Below are 18159 nucleotides of genomic sequence, written 5' to 3'. Positions count from 1 at the left end.
GGGTCAGTAGTGCTGGGGGCGGGGGGCCGACTCCAGGGGTATGGGGGGTTGCTCGATGGGTGTGCGGCTCATGGTGGTCGACGACCACCGATTGCTGGCGGAAGCGCTGGCTTCCGCGCTGAAACTCCGCGGGCACCGGGTGCTCGCGGCGGCGGCGCCGACGGCAGGCGCGGCCGATCTGGTGGTGAGCAGGGCGCCCGAAGTGTGCCTGCTCGGGACGGCGGCACCGGCGGAGCCCGGCGCGTTCGATCCCATCGTGCGGATCAAGCGGGAGCGGCCGCAGGTCGCCGTGGTGGTCCTCGGCCCCGTGCCGTCGCCGCGCGGGATAGCGGCGGCCTTCGCGGCCGGCGCGTCTGGCTATGTGCGCCACGACGAACGGATCGAGGGCGTCGAGCGGGCGATGGCCAAGGCGCGGGCGGGCGAGGCGGCGGTGGCGCCGCAGCTGTTGCAGGGCGCGTTCACCGACCTCCTCAACCCGGCGGCGCAGCCGGACGACGAGGGCAGGCGCCTGTTGCGCATGCTCACACCCCGCGAGGTGGAGGTGCTCGTCCGTGTCGCCGAAGGCGAGGACACCCGGCTCATCGCGGCGGGCATGGGCATCGCCCCCAGTACCGCCCGCACACACGTCCAGCGGGTGCTGATGAAACTGGGCGTCGGCTCCAGGCTGGAGGCCGCGGCCCTCGCGGCGCGCACGGGCCTCCTCGACCACGCGGCGAACCACCCGCCACTCCCGGCTCCGGACCGCGACGCCGACTGAGAGCGCACGGCACTCGCGCCGGGCGCCGCACGGCACTCGCGCGCCGCGCGGCGTTCGGGCCGGCGGCGCTTCGGGCCGCGCGCCGCTTCGGGTTGCAGGTGTTCGTGTGCCGCGCCTGTGTGGCGTTCGGGTCGCGCGGCCTTGGGCAAGGCGCGCGATTCGCCCCCGGGGTCCTCCGGACCTTCCACCCCCACGGGCCGGGCCTGCCGGGAGACGTCCGGCAGGCCCAGCCCGCTTCTGGCTTGCCCGCGCAGGGCCACCACGTCAGTCCAACGAAACCGCTCACCTCGCTGTTGACGGCCCTGTTGGCTCATGATTTGTTGTGTGCGGTTATGTTTGGTGTGGGTGGGAGTCACGGAGGCGCTCCGCGTGAAGAAGACGGTCACCAGGCTCGCCGACGGCCGGGAGCTGCTCTACTACGACTCCCGCGACGACGTCGTCCGCGACGCCGTCGACCGCAGGCCGCTGGAGGCGACCGCCACCACGTCGGAGATCCGGCACGACCCGCTCCTCGGTGACGCCGTCGCCGTCGCCTCGCACCGACAGGGCCGGACCTACCACCCGCCCGTCGGCGAATGCCCCCTCTGCCCGTCCCGCGAGGGGCGACTCAGCGAGATCCCGGACAGCGACTACGACGTCGTCGTGTTCGAGAACCGCTTCCCCTCCCTCACGGGCGACAACGGCCGCTGCGAGGTCGTCTGCTTCACCCCCGACCACGACGCCTCCTTCGCCGCGCTCACCGAGGAGCAGGCCGCGCTCGTGCTGGACGCCTGGACCGACCGCACCGCCGAGCTGGCCGAGCGTCCGCAGGTCAAGCAAGTGTTCTGCTTCGAGAACCGCGGCACGGAGATCGGCGTCACGCTCGGACATCCGCACGGCCAGATCTACGCGTATCCCTTCGTTACCCCCCGGACCGCCCTGATGCAGCGCTCCGTCGCCGCACACCGCGCCGCCACCGGCCGCAACCTCTTCGACGACATCGTCGCGAGCGAGCTGGAGTCCGCTCGGGTCGTCCTGGCCGGCGAGCACTGGGTCGCCTTCGTGCCGTACGCGGCGCACTGGCCCTACGAGGTGCACCTCTACCCGCGCCGCCGGGTGCCCGACCTGCGGGCGCTCGACGAGGAGGCGCGCACAGAGTTCCCACAGGTCTACCTGGAACTCTTGAGACGCTTCGACCGGATCTTCGGTGCGGATCAGCCGCCGACGCCGTACATCGCCGCCTGGCACCAGGCACCGTTCAACGGCGGCGCGCACGACGGCGGCACGCGTGACGAGCGTGGCGAGCGTGGCGAGCGCGAGGACTTCGCGCTGCACCTCGAGCTTTTCACCATTCGCCGGACTTCCGGAAAGCTGAAGTTCCTCGCCGGTTCCGAGTCCGGCATGAGCGTGTTCATCAACGATGTGCCGCCGGAGGAGGCGGCCCGGCGACTGCGAGAGGTGGCGAGCGAGTGAGCAAGTACCTGGTGACGGGCGGAGCCGGCTATGTCGGCAGCGTGGTTGCCGCGCACCTGCTGGAGGCGGGGCACGAGGTCACCGTCCTCGACGATCTGTCCACGGGCTTCCGCGAGGCCGTGCCGGAAGGCGCCGCCTTCGTCGAGGGCCGGGTCCAGGACGCCGCCCGCCATGTGGTGCCCTCGTACGACGGCGTCCTGCACTTCGCCGCGTTCTCGCAGGTCGGCGAATCGGTCGCACAGCCCGGCAGGTACTGGGAGAACAACGTCGGCGGGACGATGGCGCTGCTCGCCGCGATGCGCTCCGCGGGGGTCGGCCGGCTGGTCTTCTCCTCCACGGCGGCCGCCTACGGCGAGCCGGTCTCCACACCGATCACCGAGTCCGACCCGACCGCGCCGACCAGCCCGTACGGTGCGACGAAACTCGCCGTCGACCACATGATCGGCGGCGAGTGCGCCGCGCACGGGCTGGCCGCGGCGTCCCTGCGGTACTTCAACGTCGCCGGCGCGTACGGCGACTGCGGCGAGCGGCACGACCCCGAGTCGCACCTCATCCCGCTGGTCCTCCAGGTGGCGCTCGGCACCCGCGAGACGATCTCCGTCTTCGGCGACGACTACCCGACACCGGACGGCACCTGCGTGCGGGACTACATCCATGTCGCCGACCTCGCCGAGGCCCATCTGCTCGCCATGGACGCGATCACCCCAGGAGAGCATCTGATCTGCAACCTCGGCAACGGCAACGGCTTCTCGGTCCGCGAGGTCGTCGAGACCGTCCGCAAGGTCACGGGCCATCCGGTCCCGGAGACCGTGGCCGCGCGCCGCGCCGGCGACCCGGCCGTGCTCGTGGCCTCCGCCGCCACCGCACAGGAACGGCTCGGCTGGGCCCCGTCGCGGCCGGACCTCGCCGGGATCGTCGCCGACGCCTGGGACTTCGCCCGCGCCCGGCGGGCCGGCGCATGAGCGTCGCCGAGCGGTTCCGGGAGCTGTACGGATACGAGCCGGAGGGCGTCTGGGCCGCCCCGGGCAGGGTCAACCTGATCGGCGAGTACACGGACTTCAACGACGGCTTCGTCATGCCGCTCGCGCTGCCGCACACCGCGGTCGCGGCGGTGGCGCGCCGCACCGACGGGGTGCTGCGGGTCCACTCGGCCGACACCGGCCAGGGGGTGTTCGAGCTGGCCGTGGACTCGCTCGCGCCCCGCTCGGGCGCCGGCTGGGCGGCGTACCCGGCGGGCGTCGTCTGGGCGTTGCGGGACGCGGGGCACCCCGTCACCGGCGTGGACCTCCATCTCTCCTCGACCGTGCCGACCGGCGCCGGGCTGTCGTCCTCGGCGGCCCTGGAAGTGGTCACGGCACTGGCGCTGAGCGAGCTGTACGGACTCGGTCTGCCGCGCGAGGAACTGGCGCGGCTGGCGCAGCGTGCCGAGAACGCCTTCGTCGGGGTGCCGTGCGGGATCATGGACCAGATGGCGTCGGCCTGCTGCGTCGAGGGCCATGCGCTGCACCTCGACACCCGTGACCTCGGGCGCCGGCAGGTCCCGTTCGACCTCGCCGCCCAGGGCCTGCGGCTGCTCGTCGTCGACACGCGCGTGAAGCACGCACTCGGGGACGGCGCGTACGCGGAGCGGCGCGCCGGGTGCGAGGCGGGTGCGCGGGCGCTGGGGGTGCGCACGCTGCGCGAAGTGGAGTACGCGCAACTGCCCGATGCCCTCGGGCGTTTGGCCGCCGGAGCCGCCGGAGCCGCCGGAGCCGCCGGAGCCGCCGGAGCCGCCGGAGCCGCCGGAGCCGCCGGAGCCGCGTCCGGCGGCACTCCGTACGACCGGATCCGCCGCTACGTCCGCCACGTCGTGACCGACAACCATCGCGTGGAGCGGACGATCGCGCTGCTCGACGCGGGCGACGTCCGCGGGGTCGGCCCGGTGCTCACCGAGGGCCACGTCTCGCTCCGCGACGATCTGCGCGTCTCCTGCCCGGAGTTGGACCTCGTGGTCTCGTCCGCGAACGCCGCGGGTGCCCTGGGCGCCCGGATGACCGGCGGCGGCTTCGGCGGCTCGGCGATCGTCCTCGTCGAGTCCGCGGACGGGGACACGGTGGCCAAAGCGGTCCTGGACGCCTTCGCGGCCCAGGGCCGCACGGCGCCCCGGCTCTTCCCCGCCGTCCCCTCCGCCGGCGCCCGCCGGCTCAGCCGAGATGCTTCGCCAGGAGGTACTCCGTGACGCCCGGCGGGTAGTCGGGCACCCGGCCGACGATCTCGTATCCGTGCTTCCGGTAGAAGCCGGGTGCCTGGAAGTCCCACGTCTCCAGGCGGGACCAGGAGCAGCCGCGGCCGAGGCGGGCCTCGCGTTCGGCCGCGGCCAGGAGCTGGGAGCCGAGGCCCGCGCCGCGGTGCCGGGCGTCGACCCAGAGCAGGTCGACATGGAGCCAACGCGCCCAGGTGCGGCCCGTCAGGCCCGCGGCCAGTTCGCCGGTCGACTCGTCCACCACCCAGACCTGCAGGGGGACTTCGTCCTTGTGCGTGCTCACCGCCAGGGCGCGCATCGCCGGTGAGCGCTGGGCGTTGGCGGCCTCGAGCCTCTCACCGAGCAGGCCGAGGCGTTCTTTGTCGACTTCTGTCTCAAAACGAAACATGCGGCACACCCTAAACACGGCGTCCAACCAGTTCTGCAAATGCCCTTCCCCTCACGGCCGCCGGCCGTACTCTGATGCACGTGCACCGGTGGGGGCCGGTGCTGATCAGGGGGCGAGACAGTCGGGTACGACGCCCGGGGCGGGGTAGCGGTCAATCGCGGCGGCGGCCGTGACGGCCCACTCTCTTATACCGGGCGCCGTACCCGTCGATGCATGACCTCCGCCGGAAAACGCAGCCTGGGGGTGTCTGTGGTTCGTATCCGGGTCCTCGTCGTGGACGACCACCGAATCTTCGCCGAGTCCCTCGCCGCGGCACTCGCCGCCGAGCCGGACGTCGAGGTCGCCGCGGCGGGCAGTGGCCCGGCCGCTCTGCGCTGCCTCGAGCGCGCGGCGGCCGAGGGGCGCAGATTCGACGTGATGCTGGTCGACGCAGATCTGGGGATCGCGACGGCACCGGGCGGCCCCGTGGTCGCGCGTGCCGTCCCCGACTACGGCGACGGCTTCGTCGACGGGATCTCCCTGGTCGCCGCGGTCCGTACGGCACGGCCCGCCGTCCGCACGGTCGTGCTCGCCGAGAAGGACGACCCGCGCCGGGCCGCGCTCGCGCTCCAGGCCGGTGCCTCGGGCTGGGTGGCCAAGGACTGCTCGCTGCAGCGGCTGCTCACCGTGATCCGTGGCGTGCTGCGCGACGAGACGCATCTGCCTCCCGCGCTGCTCACCGGCGTGCTGCGGGAGCTCACGGCCGCGCGCAAGCACCGCACCGAGAGCGAGCGGCTCGTGGAGTCCCTCACCCCGCGCGAGCGGGAGGTGCTGCGGTGCATGGTGGCCGGCCTGGGTCGCAAGGCGGTCGCGGAGCGGCTCTTCCTGTCCCCGCACACCGTGCGCACCCATATGCAGAACGTACTGGGGAAGCTCGGCGTCCACTCGACCCTCGCGGCGGTCGCGCTGGCCCGTCGAGCCGGGGTGGGCCCCGCGGAACTCGCTTCCTCAGCCGGGGATGTTGTCGAACGGGGCGGTCAACTGGCGTAGCAGCCCGGCGAGTTCGCCGCGCTGCGTACGGGACAGCTCGGCCAGGATCGCGCGTTCCTGGGCGAGCAGTCCGGCGAGTGCCTGGTCGGCGCGGTCCCGCCCCTCGGCGGTGAGCCGCACCAGCACGCCGCGGCGGTCGCTTGGGTCGGGGAGCCGCTCGACCAGGCCCTTCTTGGCGAGCCGGTCGATGCGGTTGGTCATCGTGCCCGAGGTGACCAGGGTCTGGGTGAGCAGCTGGCCGGGGGAGAGCTGATAGGGCGCGCCCGCGCGCCGCAGCGACGTCAGGACGTCGAACTCCCAGGGCTCCAGATTGTGCTCGGCGAAGGCGATCCTGCGCGCGCGGTCGAGATGGCGCGCGAGTCTGGAGACGCGGCTGAGCACCTCGAGCGGCTCCACGTCGAGGTCGGGGCGCTCGCGGCGCCAGGCAGCGACCAGTCGGTCGACCTCGTCCTCCATGACGATCAGTGTAGAGGGTCTGTCGACGTGAAGTCTCTTGACGTCAAGATATATTTGGATGGACTATTGGGCATGGTCGGGCCGGAGCCCTGTTCCGGTTCCGGCGAACGTTCCAGCAAGGGGGATCGAACATGCATTCCGTTCCAACCTGGGATCCACAGCAGTACCTCCGTCACTCGGGCCACCGAACCCGCCCATTCCTTGATCTTCTCGGCCGCATACCCGAACTGCCCCACGGAAGCCGCCCGCCCCGCATCGCCGACCTCGGCTGCGGCCCCGGCAACGTCACCGTGCTCCTCGCCGACCGCTGGCCGGACGCACGGATCACCGGATTCGACCTCTCACCCGAGATGCTCGCCCGCGCCGAGAAGGAGTACGCGGGCACCACCGCCGGCGGGGGCTGGATCGACTTCCGCCCCGCCGACGCCGCGCACTGGACCCCCGACGAGCCCTACGACCTCATCGTCTCCAACGCCGCGCTCCAGTGGGTGCCGAACCACCCCGAATCCTTCGCCACCTGGATCGACGGCCTCACACCCGGCGGCACCCTCGCCTTCCAGGTGCCCGGCAACTTCACCTCGCCCAGCCACGCGCTGCTCGGCGAACTCTGCGACACCCCGCAGTGGCGCGACCGCCTCGCCGACCAGGGCCGCCGCTTCGTCCACGTACTGGACCCGGCCGACTACCTGCTCCGGCTCGCCGACCTCGGCTGCGCCGCGGACACCTGGGAGACGACCTACCTCCAGCTGCTCACCGGCGAGGACCCCGTCCTGGACTGGGTCAAAGGCACCGCGCTGCGCCCGGTCCTCACCACGCTCGAAGGGGACGAGGAGGCCGCCGACGAGTTCCTCTCGCAGTACCGCGATCTTCTCCGCAAGGCCTATCCACCCGGACCGCACGGAACGGTCTTCCCGTTCCGCCGCATCTTCGCCGTGGCCCGCAAGCCGCTGTAGGGCCGGCGGGAGAGGACGAATCCGCATGCTGACCGCTCTCGATCACGTGCAGCTCGCCGTGCCCGCCGGTTCCGAAGAGGCGCTGCGGGCGTACTACGCGGGTGCCCTGGGGATGACCGAGATCGCCAAGCCGCCGTCGCTCGCCGTCCGCGGCGGCTGCTGGTTCCGGGCCGGCGATGTTCAGCTGCACCTCGGCGTCGACCCCGGATTCCGGCCCGCGCGCAAGGCGCACCCCGGGCTGCGGGTGACCGGCATCGAGGCGTTCGCCGAGCGCCTGCGGGCCCACGGCGCCGAGGTCGTCTGGGACGAGGACCTGCCCGGGCACCGCCGCTTCTTCTCGAGAGATCCGGTGGGCAACCGGCTGGAGTTCCTGGAACCGGCGGGATGACCGGCCCGGCCGTCCGGCCGGCGTCCCTCCCGCGACGAGCGGGCGACCGGACGCCGGCCGGACGCGGTACGTGCTCGTGCCCCCTGCGGCACCCGGGCCGTGTGCCGTGTGCGCCGTTCCGCGTGTGCCCGCCGGCCTGCCGCCGGCCGGACGCGGCACCCGCTCAGCTCTTGCGGTGCCCTATCAGCCGCGGCTTCTGCTCCAGCCCGTCCAGCCCGTGCCAGGCCAGATTCACCAGATGCGCCGCGACCTCCGCCTTCTTCGGCTTGCGGACGTCCAGCCACCACTGACCGGTCAGCGCCACCATCCCCACCAGCGCCTGCGCGTACAGCGGCGCCAGTTTCGGGTCGAAACCGCGGGCCTTGAACTCCAGCCCCAGGATGTCCTCGACCTGCGTCGCGATGTCGCTGATCAGCGACGCGAACGTGCCCGTGGACTGCGCGACCGGCGAATCACGGACCAGGATGCGGAAACCGTCCGTGTACGACTCGATGTAGTCCAGCAGCGCGAACGCCGCCTGCTCCAGCAGCTCCCTCGGATGCCCCGCGGTCAGCGCCCCCGTGACCATGTCCAGGAGCTGGCGCATCTCCCGGTCCACGACGACCGCGTACAGGCCCTCCTTGCCGCCGAAGTGCTCGTACACCACCGGCTTGGACACCCCGGCCTTCGCCGCGATCTCCTCCACCGACGTACCCTCGAAGCCCTTCGCCGCGAAAAGCGTGCGACCGATGTCGAGCAGCTGCTGGCGGCGCTCCGCCCCGGTCATCCGGACCCTGCGCCCGCGCCGGGGCTTGTCACTGCTGCTGGTACTGCTGCCGTCGATCGCCACGCCCTCAATCATGCCGCCTCCGCGGCTTCCTCCCGGCGCCGGGCGGCAATCCGGTCCGCACTCGGCCAGCGCACGTCGTACGCCCAGCCCGCCTTCTCGAACCAGCGGATCAGCCGCGCGCTGGAGTCGATCTGGCCGCGCTCGACGCCGTGCCGGGCGCTCGTCGGATCGGCGTGGTGCAGGTTGTGCCACGACTCACCGCAGGACAGCACCGCGAGCCACCACACGTTGCCCGAGCGGTCGCGCGACTTGAACGGGCGCTTGCCGACCGCGTGGCAGATCGAGTTGATCGACCACGTCACGTGGTGCAGCAGCGCGACCCGGACCAGCGAGCCCCAGAAGAACGCGGTGAACGCGCCCCACCACGACATCGTCACCAGACCGCCGACCAGCGGCGGAATCGCCAGCGACACGATCGTCCAGAACACGAACTGGCGGGAGATCGCCCGGATCGCCGGATCCTTGATCAGGTCCGGTGCGTACTTCTGCTGCGGGGTCTGCTCCTCGTCGAACATCCAGCCGATGTGGGCCCACCACAGGCCCTTCATCAGCGCCGGGAGCGTCTCGCCGAAACGCCACGGCGAATGCGGGTCGCCCTCGGCATCGGAGAACTTGTGGTGCTTGCGGTGGTCGGCCACCCAGCGCACCAGAGGACCCTCCACGGCCAGCGACCCCATGACCGCGAGCGCGATCCGCAGCGGCCGCTTGGCCTTGAAGGAGCCGTGCGTGAAGTAGCGGTGGAAGCCGATCGTGATGCCGTGGCAGCCGATGTAGTACATCGCCACCAGCAGACCGAGGTCGAGCCAGCTCACGCCCCAGCCCCACGCCAGCGGGATCGCCGCCAGGAGCGCGAGGAAGGGCACCGTGATGAACAGCAGCAGCGCGATCTGCTCGATCGAACGCTTGCTGTCGCCGCCCAGCGTGGCGGACCGGGGATCGGGTGCGGACGAATTCCGGGCGTCGTCGATCACATCGGGACTTGTGGTCATGGGGGTCCCCTGGGGGGTGAGGGTGCGGCTGAACCGTCCGGCTACGGATCCGTAACCTACGGGGTCGTAAGTATGGCAGCGCGAAGCCTCGCGGCAAGAGGGCGGTGGACAACGGCGCGTGAACGGACACCTATCCTTGGAGACGTCGGACAGCGCGGTCCGCAAAGCCTCCGGAAAACCTCCAGACGTGCTCAAACACTGCAAGGAGCCGCACCTGTGAGCAGTGCCGACCAGACCTCATCCGCCAGCGCGGAGCTGCGTTCCGACATCCGCCGACTGGGCGATCTGCTGGGCGAGACCCTCGTACGGCAGGAAGGCCCCGAACTCCTCGACCTCGTCGAACGCGTACGCGCCCTGACCCGGTCCGACGGCGACGCCGCCGCGGAGCTGCTCGGGGACACCGACCTGGAGACCGCCGCGAAGCTGGTGCGTGCGTTCTCCACGTACTTCCATCTTGCCAACGTCACCGAGCAGGTGCACCGCGGCCGCGAGATGCGCGAGCGCCGCGCCGCCGAGGGCGGGCTGCTCTCCCGGACCGCCGACATGCTCAAGGAGGCGGACCCCGAGCACCTGCGCGAGACCGTGCGCAACCTCAACGTGCGGCCGGTCTTCACCGCCCACCCCACCGAGGCGGCCCGCCGGTCCGTGCTGAACAAGCTCCGGCGCATCGCCGAGCTGCTGGAGTCCCCGGTCAACCCCGCCGACCGCCGCCGGCACGACCTGCGGCTCGCCGAGAGCATCGACCTGATCTGGCAGACCGACGAGCTCCGCGTCGTGCGCCCCGAGCCCGCCGACGAGGCCCGCAACGCCATCTACTACCTCGACGAGCTCCACGCGGGCGCCGTCGGGGACGTCCTGGAGGACCTCGCCGCCGAGCTGGAGCGCGCCGGCGTCGAGCTGCCGCCCGGCACCCGGCCCCTCACCTTCGGCACCTGGATCGGCGGCGACCGCGACGGCAACCCCAACGTCACCCCCGAGGTCACCCGCGAGGTCCTGATCCTCCAGCACGAGCACGGCATCACCGACGCCCTTGAGGCCGTCGACTCGCTGCGCGCGCTGCTCTCCAACTCGATCCGCTACGCCGGCGCCACCGAGGAACTGCTGGAGTCCCTCCAGTCCGACCTGGAACGCCTCCCCGAGATCAGCCCCCGCTACAAGCGGCTGAACGCGGAGGAGCCCTACCGGCTCAAGGCCACCTGCATCCGCCAGAAGCTCGTCAACACCCGGGAGCGGCTCGCCAAGGGCACCGCCCACGAGAAGGGCCGCGACTACCTCGGCACCGCCGAGCTGCTGCAGGACCTCACCCTCATCCAGACGTCGCTGCGCGAGCACCGCGGCGGGCTGTTCGCCGACGGCCGCCTCGACCGCACCATCCGCACCCTCGCGGCCTTCGGGCTCCAGCTCGCCACCATGGACGTGCGTGAGCACGCCGACGCCCACCACCACGCCCTCGGCCAGCTCTTCGACCGGCTCGGCGAGGAGACCTGGCGCTACGCCGACATGCCGCGCGAGTACCGGCAGAGGCTGCTCGCCAAGGAGCTCCGCTCCCGCCGGCCGCTCGCCCCGACCCCGGCGCCGCTCGACGCCGCCGGCGCCAAGACCCTCGGCGTCTTCCACACGGTCAAGGAAGCCTTCGAACGCTTCGGCCCCGAGGTCATCGAGTCCTACATCATCTCGATGTGCCAGGGCGCGGACGACGTCTTCGCGGCGGCCGTACTGGCCCGCGAGGCAGGGCTGGTCGACCTGCACGCCGGCTGGGCCAGGATCGGCATCGTGCCCCTGCTGGAGACCACCGACGAACTCCGGGCCGCCGACGTCATCCTCGACGAGATGCTCGCCGACCCCTCCTACCGCCGGCTCGTCGCCCTGCGCGGCGACGTCCAGGAGGTCATGCTCGGCTACTCCGACTCCTCCAAGTTCGGCGGCATCACCACCTCGCAGTGGGAGATCCACCGCGCCCAGCGGAGGCTGCGCGACGTCGCCCACCGCTACGGGGTCCGGCTGCGGCTCTTCCACGGCCGCGGCGGCACCGTCGGCCGCGGCGGCGGCCCCACCCACGAGGCCATCCTCGCCCAGCCCTGGGGCACGCTGGAGGGCGAGATCAAGGTGACCGAGCAGGGCGAGGTCATCTCCGACAAGTACCTCATCCCCTCCCTGGCCAGGGAGAACCTGGAGCTCACGGTCGCCGCGACCCTCCAGGCTTCCGCCCTGCACACCGCGCCCCGGCAGAGCGACGAAGCGCTCGCCCGCTGGGACGCCGCCATGGACATCGTCTCCGACGCCGCCCACGCCGCCTACCGCAAGCTCGTCGAGGACCCGGACCTGCCGGCGTACTTCTTCGCCTCCACCCCGGTCGACCAGCTCGCCGAGCTGCACCTGGGCTCCCGGCCCTCCCGCCGCCCCGACAGCGGCGCCGGCCTGGACGGGCTGCGGGCCATCCCCTGGGTGTTCGGCTGGACCCAGTCCCGGCAGATCGTGCCCGGCTGGTTCGGCGTCGGCTCCGGACTGCGGGCCCTGCGCGAGGCGGGTTCGGACTCGGTCCTGGAAGAGATGTACGAGAAGTGGCACTTCTTCCGGAACTTCGTCTCCAACGTCGAGATGACCCTCGCCAAGACCGACCTGCGGATCGCCCGCCACTACGTGGACACCCTCGTGCCGGACGAGCTCAAGCACGTGTTCACCGGCATCGAGACCGAACACGAGCTGACGGTACGGGAGGTGCTGCGCATCACCGGCGGCCGGCGACTGCTCGACTCCAACCCGGGCCTCCAGCAGACCTTCGCGATCAGGGACGCCTACCTCGACCCGATCTCCTACCTCCAGGTCTCGCTGCTCGCCCGGCAGCGAGCCGCCGCCGAACGCGGCGAACCGGCGGACCCGCTGCTGTCGCGGGCACTGCTGCTCACGGTGAACGGCGTCGCGGCCGGACTGCGCAACACGGGCTGACGCCCGCTCCACCACATCGGCCGGGGCCCGGGAGACCTTCCCGGGCCCCGGCCCGTGTGCCGCTGCGGAGGAACCGCCCCTCAGAGCGCGAAGAACGCGCCCACGAGCAGCGCCCCGCCCGCGGCGGCCGTCCCCCACGCCGTCCGCGTCATCCGCAGTCCGCCGCCGACCACACAGGCGGCGAGCAGCAGCGCACCGCCGAGAGGCAGCCAGGCGTGCAGCGCTCCGGGCCGGCCGGCCCGCACGACCTCGTCCGTGCCCGGCTTCACCACCACATCGAGCTTCGCGCCCTCGGCCACCGCCACCGACCGCTCGATGACCATGCCCGTACGCGCACCGCCCGGGCCCTCGGGGTCGTACGGGCCCGTACACGTCGTCTCACCGCAGTCGGCGACGGTGAGCGTCCCGTGCTCGCGGCCCTTGGAGAGCAGCACGTGCTGGGCCGTGCCCCAGGACGACCAGAAGCCGGCGACGATCAGCAGCAGCGCCACCGCGGCCATGGACACACGGCGGCCGTGGTCGAGCATCCGGCCGGAGGAGTTCCGCTTCATGGGGCGCGATCCTTCGGCACCCGACCGCGCTCGGTCAACTTCTGGCCAGCGCTATGGGGTGCTTGTCAGGAGTTGTACGCACTCTGCGCGCGCTCCAGCCCATCCGTCACCAGACACTCCACCGAATCCGCACCCCGGTCCACGAAATAGTCCAACTCCTTGCGCTCCGCACCGGAGAAGTCCTTCAGCACGAAATCGGCGACCTGCATCCGCCCCGGCGGACGCCCGATACCGAACCGCACCCGGTGATAGTCCGAACCCATCGCCTTCGTCATCGACTTCAGACCGTTGTGCCCGTTGTCACCACCGCCCAGCTTCAGCCGCAGCACCCCGAAATCGATGTCCAGCTCGTCGTGCACCGCCACCACATGCGCCGTCGGAACCTTGTAGAAGTCCCGCAGCGCCACCACAGGGCCACCCGAAAGGTTCATGTACGACATCGGCTTCGCCAGAATCACCCGCCGGCTCCCCGGACCCGCCGGACCGATCCGGCCCTCCACCACCTGAGCCTGCGCCTTGGCCGCCCGCTTGAACTTCCCGCCCATCCGCTCCGCCAGCAGATCCGCGACCATGAACCCCACGTTGTGGCGGTTCCCCGCATACCCCGGCCCCGGATTGCCCAGCCCCACCACCAGCCACGGCGCGCCGGCGTCGTCCGTCGTCATGAACGTCTCCTCGAATCCGCAAAGAGTCCGAAAACAGCCGACGGGGTGGCGGGCCGCGCGGCCCGCCACCCCGTCAAGCAGAGCGTACGGCTCAGGCCTCCGCGCCCTCGGCGGCCGCCGGGGCCTCGGCCTCCTCGGCCTCGGCCGCCGGCTCCTCGGCCTGCGCGGCCAGAACCTGCAGCACGACCGCGTCCTCGTCCACGGCCAGCGTGACGCCCTTCGGCAGCTCGATGTCCTTGGCGTGGACGGAGGCACCGGCCTCCAGGCCCTCGACGGACACCGCGAAGGACTCGGGGATGTGGGTGGCCTCGGCCTCGACCGGCAGCGCGTTCAGGACGTGCTCCAGCAGGTTGCCACCGGGGGCCAGCTCACCCTCGGCCTGAACCGGAACCTCGACCGTGACCTTCTCGCCGCGCTTCACCAGCAGCAGGTCGACGTGCTCCAGGAAGCCCTTCAGCGGGTCGCGCTGCGCCGCCTTCGGGATCGCCAGCTCCTTCTTGCCCTCGATGTCCAGCGCCAGCAGGACGTTCGGGGTACGCAGCGCCATCAGCAGGTCGTGACCCGGCAGCGTCACGTGGATCGGGTCCGAGCCGTGACCGTACAGAACGCCGGGAACCTTGTTGTCGCGACGGATGCGCCGGGCGGCGCCCTTGCCGAACTCGCTGCGGAGCTCCGCGGAAATCTTCACCTCGGACATGTGCACTCCTCGTATGCGGTGACGAACATGAACAGTCACCCGGCCACGACTGGCCTGCTACGAAGAGCGCGTCGATAACGGACCGCCGTACACCGAAACGCGTACGGCCTCCCTCGCCGAGCAACCCGATGAGTCTACCCGGAGGGAGGCCGCAGCCTAAATCGATCTATCGACCGTGCAGAACTACTGCTCCTCGAACAGGCTCGTCACCGAGCCGTCCTCGAAGACCTCACGCACCGCACGCGCGATCGTCGGGGCGATCGACAGGACCGTGATCTTGTCCAGCTCCAGATTGTTCGGGTCCGGCAGCGTGTTCGTGAACACGAACTCGCTCACCTTCGAGTTCTTCAGCCGGTCAGCGGCAGGACCCGACAGCACACCGTGCGTGGCCGTCACGATCACGTCCTCCGCACCGTGCGCGAACAGCGCGTCCGCCGCCGCGCAGATCGTGCCGCCCGTGTCGATCATGTCGTCGACCAGGACACACACCCGGCCCTCGACATTGCCCACGACCTCGTGGACCGTCACCTGGTTCGCCACGTCCTTGTCACGGCGCTTGTGCACGATCGCCAGCGGCGCGTCCAGACGGTCGCACCAGCGGTCCGCCACCCGCACCCGGCCGGCGTCCGGGGACACCACCGTCAGCTTCGAACGGTCCACCTTCGCACCGACATAGTCCGCCAGCAGCGGCAGCGCGAACAGATGGTCCACCGGACCGTCGAAGAAGCCCTGGATCTGATCCGTGTGCAGATCCACCGTGAGGAGCCGGTCCGCACCGGCCGTCTTCATCAGATCCGCCACCAGGCGCGCCGAGATCGGCTCACGGCCACGGTGCTTCTTGTCCTGACGCGCATAACCGTAGAACGGCAGGATCACCGTGATGCTCCGCGCGGAAGCCCGCTTCAGAGCATCGATCATGATCAACTGCTCCATGATCCACTTGTTGATGGGAGCCGTGTGGCTCTGCATCAGGAAGCAGTCCGCGCCGCGCGCGGACTCCTGGAAACGGACGTAGATCTCACCATTGGCGAAATCAAAGGCCTTCGTCGGCACAATGCCGACACCCAACTGATGGGCGACCTCCTCGGCCAGCTCGGGGTGGGCGCGGCCGGAGAAGAGCATGAGCTTCTTCTCGCCGGTCGTCTTGATCCCGGTCACAGCACTGTCTCCTCAGACGTGTTTCTCTGCTGCTGATCCGCCCGTCCCTTGTGCGGCGAGCCAGCCGAATCATGTGCACGTATCACGGTACGCCGAGATTGACGCACCCGTTTTCGGTCAGCCTTCGCGCTCCGCGGCCTCACCCGCGGCCTGAGCCGCCTGCGCCGCCGCACTGCCCGGACGCTTGCGCGCCACCCAACCCTCGATATTCCGCTGCTGGCCGCGGGCCACGGCCAGCGAACCCGGAGGCACATCCTTCGTGATCACCGAGCCCGCCGCGGTGTACGCACCGTCCCCGACTGTGACAGGAGCGACAAACATGTTGTCCGACCCCGTCCGGCAATGAGACCCGATCGTCGTGTGGTGCTTCGCCTCACCGTCGTAGTTCACGAATACCGAAGCCGCACCGATGTTCGTGTACTCACCGATCGTCGCGTCACCCACGTACGACAGATGCGGCACCTTCGTACCCTCACCCAGCGAGGCGTTCTTCATCTCCACATACGTACCCGCCTTGGCCTTCGCACCAAGCCTCGTCCCCGGACGCAGATACGCGTACGGACCCACCGACGCCGACTCGCCGATCACCGCACCGTCGGCCACCGTGTTGTCCACCCGAGCCCCCCGGCCCACCACCGTGTCCCGCAGCCGCGTGTTCGGACCCACCTCGGCGTCCTCCGCCACATGCGTCGCACCCAGCAACTGCGTACCCGGATGGACCACCGCGTCCCGCTCGAACGTCACCGTCACGTCCACCAGCACCGACACCGGATCCACCACCGTCACACCGGCCGTCATCGCCCGCTCCAGCAACCGCTGGTTCAGCAGCCGGCGCGCCTCCGCCAGCTGCACCCGGTTGTTGATCCCCAGGATCTCCCGGTGGTCACCCGCCACCGACGCACCCACCCGGTGCCCCGCCTCACGCAGGATCCCGAGCACGTCCGTCAGATACTCCTCACCCTGGCTGTTGTCCGTGCGCACCTTGCCGAGCGCGTCCGCCAGCAGCCGGCCGTCGAACGCGAAGACACCCGAGTTGATCTCCCTGATCGCCCGCTCGGCGTCGGAAGCGTCCTTGTGCTCCACGATCGCGGTCACCGCACCCGTGGCGGCGTCCCGCACGATCCGCCCGTACCCCGTCGAGTCCGGAACCTCCGCCGTCAGCACCGTCACGGCATTGCCGTCCGCGCCGTGCGTCCCCACGAGCGCCGACAGCGTCTCGCCGGAAAGAAGAGGAGTGTCACCGCACACGACCACGACCGTGCCGTCCGGCGCCTGACCCAGCTCCTCCAGAGCCATCCGCACGGCATGACCCGTGCCGTTCTGCTCCGCCTGGAACGCGGTGCGGGTCCCTTCGTAGTGAGCGGCGAGATGACCCTTGACCTGCTCGCTCGCATGTCCCACGACCACGACGAGCTGCTCGGGCTCGAGCTCACGGGCGGCGGACACGACGTGCCCGACGAGCGAGCGTCCGGCGATCTCGTGCAGGACCTTGGGGGTCTTCGACTTCATGCGGGTGCCTTCACCCGCTGCAAGGACGACGATGGCGGCCGGGCGGTTGGCGCTCACGGGAATGCCCTTCGGCTTTCGGGTGGTGGACACCCGAAGGATACCGGGGGCATACAGACGTGAAATAAGTGCGGGTCCTGACCGTGAGGTCAGGACCCGTGTGCCGGTGGCTCCCCCATCAGGATTCGAACCTGAACAGACGGGACCAAAACCCGTAGTGCTGCCTGATTACACCATGGGGGATTAATTCCGAGCGAACCGGACATAAGGTCAGGTCGCCGGACCGGCACCCAACACTATGCCGTACCAAGCGCCTTCCGTGCGACGGTAGAGATCGGCGCTGCCTCTTACATAGATCGCGACGCAGCCCCGACAGGTGTCGCCCGTGTTCTTGCGGCCCGTCCGAGGGTTGTGGCGTTTCACCACGGGCTTGTTGAACTGGGTGCGCGCCACGCCGGTGAGATCGGACCAGTACTGCTGGGCGGCTTCGAGGTCGGCGCTCTCGTGGATGCTGATCTGAAGTCGCAGGCGGTCGCGAGAGACGCCCAGCAGTTCGAGCCACCGCAGGTGCAGCGTGACCACGTCAGGGTCGCTGTTGATGAGCTTGAGGTACTCCATGCGGTCCCAGGCCTTGTCCTTGCTGCCCTCCGCCCAGTAGAGCGCCACCCCGACGAGGAAGAGCTCCCGGTCGGTGAGCGTGCCGACCGCGTCCCTGGCCGCCGCCTTCGTGTGCCGGCGCTCCGCATCCCGCACGGCGAGTTCGTGCTCCCAGCGCTTTCGCCCCGGCCAGGCGGGCCTGCTCGGCCGGGTCGCGCCGGGGCGGCTTCGGCAGGTCCCGCACCCACAGTGAGATCGAACTCTTCGAGCACCCCAGCTCGACCTGGATCCGGTCGCAGGTCATGCCCTGCAGTCGGAGCTCCCCGGCCCTCGCCCGCAGGTCGTCCTTCGCCCTCGGGCGCCTGGTCCAGTCGGGTGGCGGCTCGCCCTTCACGCGTCGGTTGAGGATGTCGTTGTTGCCGATGTGGAGTCGGTCGCGGATCTGGCGGAGGCTGAGGCCCTCGCGGCGCAGCGCGACCGCCTGGCGGCGGAGGTCCTCGAAGTCGGCGTGTCCGCCGGTCGTGGAGGTCATGTGCCCAGGCTGGTCCGGAATGCG

The 18159-nt window shown here is 70.8% G+C and carries 17 protein-coding genes, 1 tRNA gene and 1 pseudogene; 8 read left to right on the top strand and 11 right to left on the bottom strand.

The window, feature by feature from the left end:
• Nucleotides 1-55: 55 nt before the first annotated feature.
• From BLT82_RS17900 to galK, 4 genes are all read left to right on the top strand, one after another.
• On the top strand, nucleotides 56-757 hold the full coding sequence (locus tag BLT82_RS17900; protein WP_093655961.1) for a helix-turn-helix transcriptional regulator: 702 nt from the start codon (nucleotides 56-58) through the stop codon (nucleotides 755-757).
• 369 nt (nucleotides 758-1126) lie between these two features.
• Nucleotides 1127-2209, top strand: coding sequence for a galactose-1-phosphate uridylyltransferase (gene galT / locus BLT82_RS17895; RefSeq protein ID WP_093656154.1), 1083 nt, complete (start codon nucleotides 1127-1129; stop codon nucleotides 2207-2209).
• Nucleotides 2206-3171 carry a UDP-glucose 4-epimerase GalE gene (gene galE, locus BLT82_RS17890; RefSeq protein WP_093655959.1) on the top strand — a complete coding sequence of 322 codons (966 nt, stop codon included), beginning with the start codon at nucleotides 2206-2208 and terminating at the stop codon, nucleotides 3169-3171. The genes galT and galE overlap by 4 nt, the downstream gene beginning before the upstream one ends.
• Entirely contained in the window at nucleotides 3168-4427 is a 1260-nt protein-coding gene (galK, locus tag BLT82_RS17885; protein ID WP_093655956.1) for a galactokinase, read from the top strand. Before galE ends, galK begins: the two co-directional genes overlap by 4 nt.
• Here galK and BLT82_RS17880 read toward each other — a convergent pair.
• A complete protein-coding gene (locus BLT82_RS17880; RefSeq protein ID WP_093655954.1) occupies nucleotides 4393-4839 on the bottom strand; it encodes a GNAT family N-acetyltransferase in 447 nt (148 codons plus the stop codon). The genes galK and BLT82_RS17880 overlap by 35 nt on opposite strands.
• A 249-nt stretch (nucleotides 4840-5088) precedes the next feature.
• On the opposite strand from BLT82_RS17880, the gene BLT82_RS17875 reads away from it, so the two are divergent.
• A complete protein-coding gene (locus tag BLT82_RS17875; RefSeq protein ID WP_093655952.1) occupies nucleotides 5089-5868 on the top strand; it encodes a LuxR C-terminal-related transcriptional regulator in 780 nt (259 codons plus the stop codon).
• Here BLT82_RS17875 and BLT82_RS17870 read toward each other — a convergent pair.
• Nucleotides 5827-6324, bottom strand: coding sequence for a MarR family winged helix-turn-helix transcriptional regulator (locus BLT82_RS17870; RefSeq protein WP_093655950.1), 498 nt, complete (start codon nucleotides 6322-6324; stop codon nucleotides 5827-5829). The two genes, BLT82_RS17875 and BLT82_RS17870, sit on opposite strands and share 42 nt — an antisense overlap.
• Nucleotides 6325-6455: 131 nt before the next feature.
• On the opposite strand from BLT82_RS17870, the gene BLT82_RS17865 reads away from it, so the two are divergent.
• Entirely contained in the window at nucleotides 6456-7277 is an 822-nt protein-coding gene (locus BLT82_RS17865; protein WP_093655948.1) for a trans-aconitate 2-methyltransferase, read from the top strand.
• 25 nt (nucleotides 7278-7302) lie between these two features.
• A complete protein-coding gene (locus BLT82_RS17860) occupies nucleotides 7303-7665 on the top strand; it encodes a VOC family protein (protein WP_093655945.1) in 363 nt (120 codons plus the stop codon).
• A gap of 163 nt (nucleotides 7666-7828) precedes the next feature.
• Here BLT82_RS17860 and BLT82_RS17855 read toward each other — a convergent pair whose 3' ends face one another.
• Together BLT82_RS17855 and BLT82_RS17850 are read right to left on the bottom strand one after the other, a co-directional pair.
• Entirely contained in the window at nucleotides 7829-8506 is a 678-nt protein-coding gene (locus BLT82_RS17855) for a TetR/AcrR family transcriptional regulator (protein WP_093655943.1), read from the bottom strand.
• Nucleotides 8503-9483 carry an acyl-CoA desaturase gene (locus tag BLT82_RS17850; protein WP_093655941.1) on the bottom strand — a complete coding sequence of 327 codons (981 nt, stop codon included), beginning with the start codon at nucleotides 9481-9483 and terminating at the stop codon, nucleotides 8503-8505. Before BLT82_RS17850 ends, BLT82_RS17855 begins: the two co-directional genes overlap by 4 nt.
• Nucleotides 9484-9699: 216 nt before the next feature.
• On the opposite strand from BLT82_RS17850, the gene ppc reads away from it, so the two are divergent.
• A complete protein-coding gene (gene ppc / locus BLT82_RS17845; protein ID WP_093655939.1) occupies nucleotides 9700-12429 on the top strand; it encodes a phosphoenolpyruvate carboxylase in 2730 nt (909 codons plus the stop codon).
• 80 nt (nucleotides 12430-12509) lie between these two features.
• Here ppc and BLT82_RS17840 read toward each other — a convergent pair whose 3' ends face one another.
• The 7 genes and pseudogenes from BLT82_RS17840 to BLT82_RS17810 form a co-directional block, all read right to left on the bottom strand.
• Nucleotides 12510-12980, bottom strand: coding sequence for a hypothetical protein (locus tag BLT82_RS17840; protein ID WP_093655937.1), 471 nt, complete (start codon nucleotides 12978-12980; stop codon nucleotides 12510-12512).
• 65 nt (nucleotides 12981-13045) lie between these two features.
• A complete protein-coding gene (gene pth / locus BLT82_RS17835; protein WP_093655935.1) occupies nucleotides 13046-13645 on the bottom strand; it encodes an aminoacyl-tRNA hydrolase in 600 nt (199 codons plus the stop codon).
• Nucleotides 13646-13736: 91 nt separating this feature from the next.
• Nucleotides 13737-14342, bottom strand: coding sequence for a 50S ribosomal protein L25/general stress protein Ctc (locus BLT82_RS17830; RefSeq protein ID WP_093655933.1), 606 nt, complete (start codon nucleotides 14340-14342; stop codon nucleotides 13737-13739).
• A 183-nt stretch (nucleotides 14343-14525) separates the two neighbouring features.
• Nucleotides 14526-15500 carry a ribose-phosphate diphosphokinase gene (locus BLT82_RS17825; RefSeq protein ID WP_093655931.1) on the bottom strand — a complete coding sequence of 325 codons (975 nt, stop codon included), beginning with the start codon at nucleotides 15498-15500 and terminating at the stop codon, nucleotides 14526-14528.
• A 117-nt stretch (nucleotides 15501-15617) separates the two neighbouring features.
• Nucleotides 15618-17066, bottom strand: a complete 1449-nt coding sequence (gene glmU / locus BLT82_RS17820; RefSeq protein ID WP_093655929.1) for a bifunctional UDP-N-acetylglucosamine diphosphorylase/glucosamine-1-phosphate N-acetyltransferase GlmU — start codon at nucleotides 17064-17066, stop codon at nucleotides 15618-15620.
• 107 nt (nucleotides 17067-17173) lie between these two features.
• A tRNA-Gln gene (locus tag BLT82_RS17815) sits at nucleotides 17174-17249 on the bottom strand.
• 27 nt (nucleotides 17250-17276) lie between these two features.
• Nucleotides 17277-18135 (bottom strand): annotated as a pseudogene (locus BLT82_RS17810) (hypothetical protein).
• Nucleotides 18136-18159: the final 24 nt, after the last annotated feature.

This window comes from Streptomyces wuyuanensis, assembly GCF_900103455.1.
Taxonomy (GTDB): domain Bacteria; phylum Actinomycetota; class Actinomycetes; order Streptomycetales; family Streptomycetaceae; genus Streptomyces; species Streptomyces wuyuanensis.
Note: the sequence above shows the minus strand (reverse complement) of the source record. Positions and strands in the feature narration are given on the sequence as shown.